The organism is Arthrobacter sp. Y3224198 (genome assembly GCF_059090025.1).
This window is the reverse complement of record NZ_JBNHFG010000013.1, coordinates 1-12,510: the sequence shown is the minus strand read 5'-3', so window position 1 is coordinate 12,510 and position 12,510 is coordinate 1. Positions and strand designations below refer to the sequence as shown.

9 protein-coding genes are annotated in these 12,510 nt (G+C 69.1%); 4 read left to right on the top strand and 5 right to left on the bottom strand.

The annotated features are described in order from the left end of the window. Window positions 1-12: 12 nt before the first annotated feature. From AC5RUF_RS09225 to rsmA, 3 genes are read right to left on the bottom strand one after another with little or no spacing between them, the layout of a single operon-like run. Complete coding sequence (locus AC5RUF_RS09225; protein ID WP_494130382.1) at window positions 13-1,899, bottom strand: ABC-F family ATP-binding cassette domain-containing protein; 1,887 nt, start codon at window positions 1,897-1,899, stop codon at window positions 13-15. Window positions 1,900-1,905: 6 nt separating this feature from the next. After that, a complete protein-coding gene (locus tag AC5RUF_RS09220; protein ID WP_494130381.1) occupies window positions 1,906-2,874 on the bottom strand; it encodes a 4-(cytidine 5'-diphospho)-2-C-methyl-D-erythritol kinase in 969 nt (322 codons plus the stop codon). A gap of 13 nt (window positions 2,875-2,887) precedes the next feature. After that, on the bottom strand, window positions 2,888-3,772 hold the full coding sequence (gene rsmA / locus AC5RUF_RS09215) for a 16S rRNA (adenine(1518)-N(6)/adenine(1519)-N(6))-dimethyltransferase RsmA (protein WP_494130380.1): 885 nt from the start codon (window positions 3,770-3,772) through the stop codon (window positions 2,888-2,890). Between the two features lie 506 nt (window positions 3,773-4,278). Here rsmA and AC5RUF_RS09210 point away from each other — a divergent pair. Continuing rightward, window positions 4,279-5,256, top strand: a complete 978-nt coding sequence (locus tag AC5RUF_RS09210) for a hypothetical protein (protein ID WP_494130379.1) — start codon at window positions 4,279-4,281, stop codon at window positions 5,254-5,256. Window positions 5,257-5,296: 40 nt separating this feature from the next. On the opposite strand, the gene AC5RUF_RS09205 is transcribed toward AC5RUF_RS09210, so the two are convergent. Both AC5RUF_RS09205 and AC5RUF_RS09200 read right to left on the bottom strand, forming a co-directional pair. Further along, window positions 5,297-6,421, bottom strand: coding sequence for a resuscitation-promoting factor (locus tag AC5RUF_RS09205; RefSeq protein WP_494130378.1), 1,125 nt, complete (start codon window positions 6,419-6,421; stop codon window positions 5,297-5,299). 347 nt (window positions 6,422-6,768) lie between these two features. Continuing rightward, a complete protein-coding gene (locus AC5RUF_RS09200; RefSeq protein ID WP_494130377.1) occupies window positions 6,769-7,689 on the bottom strand; it encodes a TatD family hydrolase in 921 nt (306 codons plus the stop codon). 336 nt (window positions 7,690-8,025) lie between these two features. Between AC5RUF_RS09200 and AC5RUF_RS09195 the strand changes: the two genes are divergently transcribed. The 3 genes from AC5RUF_RS09195 to AC5RUF_RS09185 all read left to right on the top strand — a co-directional run. Continuing rightward, complete coding sequence (locus AC5RUF_RS09195) at window positions 8,026-9,105, top strand: AAA family ATPase (RefSeq protein ID WP_494130376.1); 1,080 nt, start codon at window positions 8,026-8,028, stop codon at window positions 9,103-9,105. Between the two features lie 42 nt (window positions 9,106-9,147). Beyond that, window positions 9,148-10,557: a DUF58 domain-containing protein gene (locus tag AC5RUF_RS09190; protein WP_494130375.1), complete on the top strand. Its 1,410-nt coding sequence runs from the start codon at window positions 9,148-9,150 to the stop codon at window positions 10,555-10,557. Further along, window positions 10,554-12,510: transglutaminase TgpA family protein (locus AC5RUF_RS09185; RefSeq protein WP_494130374.1), on the top strand; the 1,957-nt coding region annotated here is incomplete at its 3' end. The genes AC5RUF_RS09190 and AC5RUF_RS09185, both read left to right, overlap by 4 nt.

Sequence of the window (12,510 nt, the reverse complement as noted above, 5' to 3'; positions counted from 1 at the left end):
GCCCGGGCCCGGTTACTCGAGGATCTCCGAGGCTTCGAGCCACTCCATTTCCAGCTCCTCCTGCTCTGCGGCAACGGCCTGCAGCTTGGCATTCAGGTCAGCGAGCAGCTCAAAGTCAGCCCCGCCGGATTTCTGCGTTGCCTCGTTCATCTGCGCGTTGATCTTCTCCGTCTGCGCCGCCAGCTTGCTCAGCTGCCGTTCAATCCGGCTAAGGTCCTTCTTGGCTGCCCGCTTTTCGGCTTCGGACACGCCGGCCAGCGCCGTCGTCGTCCCGCCGGACGCGGCCGCGCCGGCAGCCGGAGCCGCGCCGGGACGGGTGGCCCCGGCGGCAGCGGCGCGTGCTGCCTGCGAAGAGCCCCGGGCCGCCGTGGAGGCGGAGGAGTTCGCGGCCAGCGCCTCGCCGCGCAGCTCCAGGTACTGGTCCACGCCGCCGGGCAGCCCCCGCAGCTTCCCGTCTCCCAGCAGCGCCATCTGGTGGTCGGTGACGCGCTCCAGCAGATACCGGTCGTGGGAGACCACCACCAGGGTTCCCGGCCAGCCGTCCAGCACGTCCTCCACTGCGGCGAGGGTGTCGGTATCCAGGTCATTGGTGGGCTCGTCGAGCATCAGGACATTCGGTTCGCCCACCAGCAGGCGCAGCAGCTGCAGCCGCCGCCGTTCGCCGCCGGAAAGCTCCTTGACCGGAGTCCACTGCCGCTGGGCGCTGAAGCCCAGCTGCTCCACGAGCTGGCCGGCAGACAGCTCCCGGCCGCCCACGTTGAAGACCCGCTTCTCGTTTTCGATGACCTCGATGACGCGCAGGTCCGCCACCTCGTCCAGTTCCTTGACTTCCTGCGTCAGGACCGCGGTCTGCACCGTCTTGCCGCGCTTGAGCCGTCCTGCAGTGGGTTCGATATCGCCGTTGAGCAGGCGCAGCAGCGTGGTTTTGCCGGCACCGTTGACGCCTACCAGGCCCAGCCGTTCACCCGGGGCCAGGCGCAGGGTGATGTTCCGGAACAGGTCGGTGTCCCCCAGCCGCAGGGAAACGTTTTCCAGGTCCAGGACGTCCTTGCCGAGGCGGGCGGTGGCCATCTTGTTCAGGGACAGCGTGTCGCGGGGTTCCGGGACGTCGGCAATCAGGGTGTTTGCCGCCTCGATGCGGAACTTGGGTTTGGCCGTACGGGCAGGTGCGCCGCGGCGCAGCCAGGCCAGTTCCTTCTTGACCAACTGCTGGCGCTTGTTTTCCACCACGGACGCCATCCGGTCACGCTCGGCCCGGGCCAGCACGTAGGCGGCATAGCCGCCGTCGAACGGCTCAACCATCGCGTCGTGCACTTCCCAGGTCCGGGTGCAGATCTCATCCAGGAACCAGCGGTCGTGGGTGACTACCAGCAGGCCGCCGTCGGTGGCCCGCCAGCGCTGCTTCAGGTGCCGGGCCAGCCAGGCCACGCCTTCCACGTCCAGGTGGTTGGTGGGCTCGTCAAGCATAATGACGTCGTCGTCTCCGGCCAGCAGTTTGGCCAGGGCCACCCGCCGCTTCTGTCCGCCCGAGAGCGAGGAGACCTGGGCGTTCCAGTCCACTTCCTGGACCAGCCCGCTCATGACGTCGCGGATCCGCGGGTTCGAAGCCCACTCGTAGTCAGCCGCGTCCCCCACGATCGCCTGGCCGACGGTCAGGTCCCCGTCCAGCACATCGGTCTGGTCCAGGTAGCCCACGGTGACGTCGCGACGGCGGGTGACCCGTCCGTCGTCGGGGGTCTGCCGCTCGGCCAGGAGGCTCATCAGGGTCGATTTGCCGTCACCGTTGCGGCCGACCATGCCGATCCGGTCGCCTTCTTCCAGGCCGAGGGAAACCCCGTCCAGGATGGTGCGGGTGCCAAAGGAAATGCTGAGGTTTTCAGCACCAAGCAGGTGTGCCAATCGGTACTACTTTCTGTACGTCGGTGGTGCGGCGGGATCCGTGTCCGTCTCCGGCAGGACGACGGCGCCCGGCGCCGGGCCGTAGACGGCCAGGGCGTTGTGCCCCTCGCCGCGCAGTGCAGCCTCCAGTGTGGAGGCGTGGGTTGCATCCGAGGCCAGGAACGCAAGGGTGGGGCCGGAACCGGAAACCATTCCGGCCAAGGCGCCGTTTCGGGTGCCGGCGGCCAGGACGGCGGCCAGTTCCGGCGCGAGCTCCAACGCGGCCGGCTGCAGGTCATTTTCAAGAACGGCTGCCAGGCCGGCGGTGTTCCCGGCCGCCAGGGCCGCCAGTATCCGCGGGTCCACCCCGGCAGGTTCGGATACGTCGGCGCCGGCCCGGAGGGAGTCTGCGGCGGCGTAAACCTGCGGCGTGGAAAGCCCGTACGCGGCGGGGACCAGGACCCAGTGCAGCGGATGCGGGGCGGGTACAGGCGTGAGCCGGTCCCCCACTCCCAGTCCGGCGGCAGCCCCGCCCATCAGGGCGAACGGCACGTCGGCGCCCAGCCCGGCGGCCAGCTCCGACAAATCGGCGGAGGACAGGCCGGCCTGCCAGAGCTCGTTGCAGGCCACCAGGGCGGCGGCGGCATCGGCCGACCCTCCGCCCATGCCGCCCGCTACGGGTACCCGCTTGGCAATGTGCAGATGAACCCCCGCCTCCCGGCGTCCGGCCCGCGCGGCAACCGCGCGTGCGGCCCGTGCCGCAAGGTTGCTCCCGTCCAGCGGAATGCCGTCCACCGCGACCCGGTGGTCCGGGTCGCTGATGGTGAGCCGGACCTCGTCCCCCGCCAGCGGAGCGGCAGTAACTTCCTCAAACAGGGAGACGGCCAGGTAAACACTGGCAACGCTGTGGTAACCGTCCGGACGCAGCGGACCTACGTTCAGTGACACGTTGATCTTGCCGGGGGTCCGGACACGGACAGAGGCAGGTATGCCCATCGTTTCCCTTTCCTCAGGCAATGAGCGGCTTCGCAGCCTCGGCGATTCGGGCAAACGCGGCGATATCCAGGACTTCGCCGCGTGCGGTCGGGTCTACACCCGCGGCCCGCAGCGCTTTTTCAGCGTCGGCCGGGCTGCCGGCCCAGCCTGCCAGGGCGGCCCGCAGCGTCTTGCGGCGCTGGGCAAAAGCGGCGTCGATGACGGCAAAAACCTCTTCCCGGCTCGCCCGGGTCTGCGGCGGCTCGTGCCGGGTGAAGCCCACCAGCCCGGACGCGATCTTCGGTGCCGGCCAGAAGACGTTCATGCCGATCACTCCCGCCTTGCGCATGCTGGCGTACCAGGCGGCCTTGACCGAGGGCACGCCGTACGTCTTGGATCCGGGCTTGGCTGCCATGCGGTCCGCCACTTCGTCCTGGACCATGACCAGCCCGTGCTGCAGCGACGGGAAGTGTTCCAGCAGGTGCAGCACCACCGGGACGGCGACGTTGTACGGCAGGTTGGCCACCAGCGCGGTCGGTTCGGCCGGCAGCTCGGTGATCCGCATGCCGTCGCCGAGCACCACATGCAGGTTCGCGGCGGCTTCGGGACGCCGCTGGGCGACGGTGGCAGGCAGCCTGCCGGCCAGGACGGGATCAATCTCCACCGCCACCACCGTCGCGGCGGCGTCAAGCAGGCCCAGCGTCAGCGAGCCGAGACCCGGCCCGACCTCCAGCACCGTTTCGTTGGGGCGGATATCTGCTGCAGCCACGATCCTGCGGATGGTATTGCCGTCAATAACAAAGTTCTGGCCCAGGGTTTTGGTGGGGCGGACACCCAGCTCCTCCGCCAGCGCCCGGATATCCGTGGCACCAAGGAGCGCAGGGACCGATGAACGGGGGGCGGGTTCGGATTCACTCACCCAGTAATACTAGCCGAGCAGGGCGGCCCGGCCGGAGCCGGACGGCGCCCACCCCCGGCGTCCGGCCCGGCCCTCCGCCGCCGTCCCGCCCGGGACGGGAGACGGAATCAATGGGCATCCCTGCGGGTGCCGGGCCCCGGAAACCCAGTTGGCCGTTTTGCCTCCCGGAAGGGCTGCCTGCTCTGCCGTGGCCCTTTCCAGACCGGTAGCATCGAGCGCACTTGCGGCACCCTACAGGCAGCCGCACCCGGTGATTGGCGGGAACAACGATGGGCAAATCATTCGGCGAAAAACTACGTTCAGCGCGGCTGGACCGGCATCTGTCACAGGCGCAACTCGGAAACGGAACATTCAGGCCCCGGGATGTTTCCCTGCTCGAAACGGGGCGGCGGGAACCGGCGCCCGGGGCGCTGCGGCTGTTGAGCCGGCGGCTTGAAAGCGCCGGCCCTGCCCCGGACGGCCGGGGGGACGGGCCACTGTTCCTGGAACTCTCGGCGCGTCAGGCCATGGACGAAAGGGACTATGCGGCGGCGCGGGCATTTGCGGGGCTGGCCGCCGATGCCGCACTGGATGCGGGAGACCAGCGCACATGGTGGGACCTGACCTGCCTGGCCGCCCGGTCCCTGCTGGCCATGGACCGGTACCGGGATGCCGCCGGCCAGGCATCCGGCCTGCCCGGACATCCCCTCGCCCGGGAACACCCCGTCCTCGCGGCGGAGGCGGAGGTCCTTCTGGCGGCCGCCCTCCAGGGAACGGGAGAGCTGGCATTATCCGTTTCGCATGCGCGCGCCGCGGTCCGCCTGGTGCAGGCCCCGGGAGTCGGCGCGGAACTGTTCCTCGAGGCCTGCGGGGCTCTGTCGTCCGCCTTGGCCGGTTCGGGGCAGCTCGATGAGGCCTGGGAGTACTGCCGCACCCTGATGCTGCCGGTGCTGGAAGCGGAGGTGCTCCGGGAGGCCCGGGGCAGGGCATTCTGGACCATCGGAGATGTCGCCTTCCGCCGCGGGGATCCCGGCACCGGGCTGCTGCACCACCGGACCGCTGCCGCGCTGTTGCTGCCGGGTTCCGACGTCGAGCTCTGGGCCCGGTTTAATACGGCCTCGTCCGCGGCCCGTCTGGCTGCCGGAATACACGACGCCGAGACCTGGGACTGCATCGAGCATGCCGAAGCGGCCATGGCGGTGGTGGGGCTTCCGGCGCCGGAGCAGCTGGAGCTGGCCCACAGCCGCGGTCTCTGGCTGGACCTGAACGGGGAGCACAGCCGAGCGGTGGACATTCTGTCCGACGTGTACTCACACCGGGAAGAGTTGGCTCCGCAGGCTGCAGGGGAAGTGGCACTGCATCTGGGACTGGCCCTGGCAAGGACCGGGGCCACCGATGCCGGGTCGGTTTACCTGGCCGACAGTGAGCAGTCTTTCCGGTCGGTGGGTGCCGGGGAACGCGCTGCGCATGCCGCTGCCCTGGCGCATGAAATCACGGCACGCTGAGGTGGGGCTGCTGCCCGGAGTCCGGGAGCCGCCCAGGTTCCTAGAGCAGTCCCAGCTTCGAGGCGCAGGAAGGCCAGTGGCCCCATCCGCCGTTGGCCCGCAGCTTCTCCGCTACAGCAATCTGCTGCTCGGGCGTGGCTTCGCTGGCCACGGGAGCATACGCTCCGCCCCCGGCGCCCAGCCAGCTGGCGGAGCTGAACTGAAGTCCGCCGTAGTAGCCGTTGCCGTTGTTGATGTGCCAGTTGCCCCCGGATTCGCACTGTGCCAGGGCGGCCCAGGTGCCGGAGGCAGGGGCCTCGCCGGAAGCGGCGGCAGCAGCGCGCTTTTTGGTGCCCTTGGCAACGACCTCGGCCACCGGCTCCCGGGCGACGCTTTCGCTGATGAGGGTCCGGCCCACTTCCCGGCCGTCCACCACGGTCACGGAGAACACCTTGGCGCGTTCGCCGTCGACGCCCGGCGTGGTGACCTTCTTTTCACCTTCGAACATGTCCGGGTCCGGCGCCTCGGTGCTGGTAAAGGGGACCGCCTCGGTGAGGGTCTCCTGCACCGGAGCGGAAACGCGGGTCACTTTCAGGCCCATGCCGTCCACAAGGGCGGCACTGCGCGGGGCCGACACGCGGTCGGTGGACCCGAGGCTGACGCCGGATTCATTCAGCAGGTCACGGACTGTTCCGGCCGTGGTGCTTCGTTCGTGCGTTTTGCCGTCCACGGTCAGGAACACGGTCTTGGGGGTGGAGATCGAGATGCCCCCATCCAGACCGGCCAGCGAGGTATCCATGGAGGCCGATACCGCGGACTGTGCAGACACCCTCAGTTCGGACAGGAGGTCTCCAACGGTCTGGCCGGTGGTGTGCACCGTGGTGCCGTTGCCGTCCAAGGTGACGTCCACTGTGCGGGCGCGGGTGACTTCGATAGCGGTGCCGTCCGTCAGGGCGGTGTCCGGCTCCGGCGCGACCCGGTCCGCTGCACTGACCGCTACGTCGGCCTTGTCCAGCACATCCGCAACTGTGTCGCCGAAGGTCTGCACCTCCTGGCTCTCGCCGTCGACGGTGACCACCACGGTCTTGGCGGCCCCGACGAAGGCCACCAGCCCCAGGACCAGGCACACCATCACAGCGGCCTGCCCAACAATCTTTATCCCACGCAATGCGAGTGAACGTGCCACAAAATCCCAAACTGTCACAGCATCCGGGCACGGGGACTTGAAGCGCCCTGGCGCGCTCCCGGAATTCCGCCCGTGGAGGCGGAGCGGGAACACGGCCAGGCGCAGGCATGGCCGCCAGGGCCCGCCACGACTGCCGCGGCAAACGCACGAGGTGCCGAAGCACCACGAGCTGCCGAAACAGCGCAGGCAGGGCCCTGCCTATACGCAGTTATACGTATCAAATAGTCCGGATGCCTTCCCCGACCCCGGCTAATAGCTCCCTACCGTAACCGAACCGTGATGTGAGGGCAACCGGGCGTTTCGGGCTGCAGGCGCCCGGACAGTGCCGCAGGAACCGCCGCGCGTTCCTAGTCCAGCACCCAGGAACCGTAGGCGCGCTCTGTGTTGGCGGCCAGCCTGGAACCAAGATCGGCGACGTCCGAGCCCAGGTGTGCTGCCATAAAACGCACGGTATACGGCACCATGTAGCTGGCGTTCGGACGGCCGCGGTGCGGGTGCGGCGTGAGGTACGGCGCGTCGGTTTCCACCAGCAGCAGGTCGCGGTCCGCAACGGACAGCGCCTCGTGCAGGCCGTGTGAATTCTTGAACGTAACGGTCCCCGAAAAGGACATGTACCAGCCGTTGTCATTACAGGTTTTGGCGAGCTCCGCGTCGCCGGAAAAACAGTGGAACACCACTTTTTCCGGGGCGCCTTCTTCGGCCAGCAGCCGAAGCACGTCAGCGTGAGCGTCCCGGTCATGGATCTGCAGGGCCAGGCCGAGGCGCTTGGCAATGTCGATATGCCGGCGGAAGGAGTACTGCTGGCGGTCCAGCCCCTCCGGGCCGGTGCGGAAGTAATCCAGGCCGGTCTCGCCGATGGCGCGGATCCGCGGATGGGCTGCCAGTGTTTCGATTTCCGCGAGCGCCGGTTCCAGTGCGTTGTCCGCGGCGAGGAGCGGAGCATCATTAGGGTGGATGGCCACCGCGCCGAGCAGGCGGGGATCGGCGTCGACGGCGGCCGCCGTGAACCGTGAGGAGGCCAGGTCCGTTCCCACCTGGATGGCGCCCTGCACCCCGGCAGCCTCGGCCGCATCAAGGGCCGCCGCCAGGTCCCCCGCAAAGTCTCCGGCGAAGTCGAAATGGGTGTGGTTGTCCATCACCGGAACCGGCAGCGGCTCGGGTGCCGGCGGATAACCCTTGCGCTTCTGCCCGTCCGAGCCGGGAGCACCCTCCCGGGGCAGGTAGGCTGCCGGTGTGCTGCCGGGAACATATCCGCTGCTATTACTCATGTTCTTAAGCCTAAGTGAGCTAGTACCCTGTACAGACAAGTGCCGCTGGTCGGGCCACTGGTGGGTAGATCCGCAGGTAGGTCCGTGGGTAGATCCGCAGGCAGGTCCGTGGGTAGATCCGCAGGCAGGTCCGTGGGTAGTTCCGCTGGAAGGATCCATGGGCAGGTCCGCGGGCACCCGTGCCGTCGGAACTTACCGTTCGATCGTTATCCCGTTCCTGTCCGGGGCTGGAAGCAAACGTTCCGCCAAAAGGTCGCCGACGCCGGTTACTGACGGGTCGGCGCCGGCCGTGACCCGTCAGGCTGCAGCTGCAACCGCCCAACATGGAAGGTGTCCATGGACGCTCCGATCCCGTCTGCCGCTGCGGCATCCCTCAATGGCTTTCCCTCCGGCCCGCCCTCGGCGGCAGCCGGTACGACGGCGCTGCACGCCGAGCCCTCCACCGCCGACGCCGCCTCCTTCCGCACCGCGGCCGACGGCATCCTGGCCGCCATCGGGACGGTGATCGACGGCAAGGAAGAAGCAGCCCGGCTGGTCCTGACCGTCCTGCTGGCCCAGGGGCACGTACTGCTGGAGGATGTTCCCGGCGTCGGCAAGACGATGCTTGCCAAGACACTTGCCCGGACCATTGACTGCACCGTCAGCCGCATCCAGTTCACCCCGGACCTGCTGCCCTCGGACGTCACCGGCGTGTCCATCTACAACCAGGACAGCCACCGGTTCGAGTTCCGCCAGGGCCCCGTGTTTGCCAACGTGGTCATTGCCGACGAGATCAACCGCGCCTCGGCCAAGACCCAGTCCGCCCTCCTGGAGTGCATGGAGGAGCGCCAGGTGAGCGTGGACGGGGGCACCCACCGGCTGTCGGCCCCGTTTATGGTCGTGGCCACCCAAAACCCCATTGAGATGGAAGGAACGTATCCCCTGCCCGAAGCGCAGCGGGACAGGTTCATGGCACGGATTTCGCTGGGATATCCGGATGCGCGGTCCGAGGCGGACATGCTCGAAAACCACCAGGCCGGGTCACCGCTGGACAGCATCACCCCCGTTGTGGGGATGCGCGAAGCTTCGGCAATGATCGCCCGGGTCAGGGACGTCTACGTATCTGCGGCCGTGAAGGATTACACCGTCGCACTGGGCCGGGCTACCCGCGGGCACCCTGACCTGCGGCTGGGCGCCAGTCCGAGGGCGCTGCTCCAGCTCCTGCGGGCGGCCAAGGCGTACGCTGCGCTGGAGGGCCGCGATTTTGTCCTGCCCGACGACGTCGCAGGGCTGGCCGATCCGGTACTGGCCCACCGCCTGCTGCTGAACCGGAAGGCTGCGGGTACCGGTGAAAGCGCATCCGGCATTGTGGGATCCGTTGTTGCCTCGGTCCCGGTCCCCCGCTCGGCTGCCGCGCCGGAGCGTTCGCGCCGCTGATCCCCGGTGCCGGCAACGCGGCACCCCTAGCGAAAGGCCGCCATGGCACACTCCTTCGTCAGGGGGCTCTTCACGCCGCGCGGATGGGGCCTGCTGTCCGCCGGGGCCCTGGCCCTGCTGAGCGCGGCCGCCCTGGGGCGGAAGGACCTGCTGGCCCTGGCCGTCCTGCTGATTGCCCTGCCCGTGCTGGCCGCAGCCGCCCTGCGCCTGTTCCGGCCCAGGTTCGACGTCGAGCGTTCCTTCGCCCCGCCCCTGGTGGAAACCGGTACCGCCGCCACCGTAACGCTGCACATCACCAGCCGCAGCGGGCCGGCGTCGGCGACCCTGCTGCGGGAGGGGTTGCCGCTTCGGTTCGGGGCAAGCCCGGTGTTCCGCTTTCCGCCGGACGGACGGGCCGGGACGGGAACCGCCAGCTACGGGTACCGGCTGCGTTCCAGCCGCCGCGGGCTGTTTCCCATCGGGCCGGTGACGGCGGAGTTCCTGGATCCGTTCGGCCTGGCCCGGACGGTGCATACGGTGGGCGGCACCAACCATCTGGCCGTGGCCCCTGCCCCGCGGGACTTGGCCCCGCTGCCGCTCTTCGGCGCTCCGGGGACGGACGGATCCTCCCCCAGCAGGCGCCGCGGGACTCCCAGCGAAGACGACGTCAGCACCAGGGAATACCGCTACGGCGACCCGATGCGCCGGGTGCACTGGACAGCGACCGCCCGGCACGGGGAATTGATGGTCCGGCAGGAAGAGCCGGTCACGTCTCCCACTGCCTCCCTCCTGCTGGACCAGCGGCGGCTCTCCTACGGTGCCCCGGGCGCGTTCTCCGCTGACGAAGCCGGCGGGCTGCTCACCTCCGAGTCCTTCGAGTGGGCCGTCTCCGCCGTCATTTCGAGCGCCGTCCTGTTTTCCGAGACCGGCTATTCCCTGCGCTTTACGGACGAACTGTCCCGCCCCGGGCTTCGCCGCTCTCCTTCGGCCGTTGATCCCGGCGAACGCTTTTTCCACGGCGCGGACGGCATCCAGGACCTGGCCGAGGGGCTGGCTGCCCTGGGCCTGGAGGACACCGGGCAGGAAGCGGACGGCCTGTCTCCTGCGGCGTCTCCGTTCGGCGACGCCCTCTTGGACGAGCTGGCCGCGGGCCGCTCTCCCGGACCGTTGCTGGTGGTGGCCGGGCGCATCAGTGCGGCAGAGGCTGCCGCCCTTGCCCAAGTGACCCGTTATTCCCCCCAACCCATGGCGCTGCTGGTTGGCGACAGACCGGTGGAGCTGCGTCCGGCGCTGAAGATCCTGCGTGAGGCGGGGTGGAATGCGGCGGCCGCCACCCCCGCCACGCGGCTCTCCGCTGCCTGGTCGCTGCTGCACCCGGACCATGCCGCAGATACTGGGCAGCCCGACGCCGCAGCCACCGCACGCTCCGGCGGCTCCGCCAGGTCCGCCCGCGTTGGAAAGGGTTCCGCATGACCGCACTCCTCTCCCGTCCGCAGCCTGCAGGGCCGGCCGGCGGCACGCACGCGGATCCGGTGCCGGGGCCGGCGGACCGTCGGGGCAGCGCAAACCTGCTTGTCGGGGCTGCCACTGCTCTGGCCGTGCTGCTGGCTGCATTGAGCATCCACGGGGTAATCGAGGGCTGGTCCTGGCTTCCACCCCTGTTCCTGTCGGTAACGGTGCCCCTGGGCGCAACGGCCGGGGCACGGCGGATCGGCCTGCCGCTGCCGGCGGTTCCCCTGGCGGGAATCGCGGTGCTGGTGTGCACTTTGACCTGGCTTTTCGCTGCCTCGGTGTCAGTGCTCGGGCTGTTCCCGGGTCCGGCCGCGTTTGCCCGGGCCGACAGCCTTTTGGCGGAGGCGCGGACGGTGATCATCACCGAAGTTACCCCTGTACAGCCCCTGCCCGGGATTATCTTCCTCTGCTGTGCAGGGGTGGGGCTGGTGGCTGTCCTCGCAGACACCCTGGCAGCCACCCTGCGGATGCCCGCCACGGCCGGTCTGGGCTTGTTTGCGGTGGTCATGATCCCGGCAGTGCTGAAACCCGAGAGCCTCGGTTCCGGGTATTTCCTGCTGGCCGCCGCCGGGTTCCTGCTGCTGCTGGCCGCCGGATCCCGCCGTGAACAGCAGGGCCCCGGGGTTCCGGTGACGCGCGTCTGGCTGGGCAGGAGCACCGCCGTTGCGGCGTCTGCGCTCACGCTGGCGATGCTGCTTCCCGCTGTGCTGCCCGGCTTCACCGCCGGCGCCTTTCCGGAGGGATCCCGGTTCAACTTCTGGTCCGGCACCAGCGGGTTGAATCCCATCGTGACCCTGGGAAATGACCTGCGCCAGCCGCAATCCGCCGGCCGGATCACCTATGCCACCTCCTCCACGGAACCCGTCTACCTTCGCTCGACCACATTGGAGGACTTTTCCGGCCGGCGCTGGGCGCCTGACCTCCGGGCGGACGAGCGGCGTGACGGAGTGGCTTCGATGGCGCAGGGAACTACCGGCTACACCTCCCCCGAGGGCACCCCGGGAACCCCGGTGGTCACCCGGATCAGCAGCAACAGCTATGCCAGTCCGTGGCTGCTGGCCCCGTATTATCCGCTGAGTGTTTCCGGGGCCGACGGCGCCTGGTCCTGGGACCCGAAGACCATGACAATGCTCGACGACGGTTCCGGCAGCGCCGCCGGACGGGACTACCAGGTCCTGAGCGTTTCCGCCGACCTGACCCCCGAGCGGCTGGGCGGCCTGCCGGCGGCTGATCCCGGCACCGTGGACCCGGTCTTCACCGCCCTGCCGCAGGACATGCCCGAAAGAATCGCGGACGCAACCCGGGATGCGGTAGGCACGGCGTCGTCACCCTATGCCAAAGCCATGGCAATCCAGAGCTACCTTCGCGGCCCTGCGTTCTCGTATTCCCTCAATGCGCCTGTTGAGGGCGGATATGACGGCAACGGCATGGACGTCCTCTCGGAATTCCTGGAGCGCAAGGCCGGGTACTGTATCCACTTCGCTGCCGCCATGACCGTGATGGCCCGGCAGGAGGGCATTCCCAGCCGGATGGCGCTCGGGTATGCACCCGGGAAGGCCACCGGACGGACGCCGGATGGGACCGGCCCCAACGGCGAGGCGCTGCGCGAGTTCGAGGTGGATTCCACGGATGCCCATGCCTGGCCGGAACTGTACTTCGAAGGGGCCGGATGGGTCCGGTTCGAGCCCACGCCCTCGCGCGGTTCAGTGCCGGACTACGCACAGCAGGCCCGGCCCGCAGCCGGTGCCTCGGTACGCGACGATGACGACCCCCGGATTGGCCCTGCACAGCCGGCGGTACCGCAGACGCCGCGCGCAGCACCGCTTGAACCCGAAACCGTGCTGGAACCGGATGCATCACACGGCGCGGCCTGGGCAGGAGCCGCCCTGGCCTTGCTGGCCGCCGCGGGCGCGG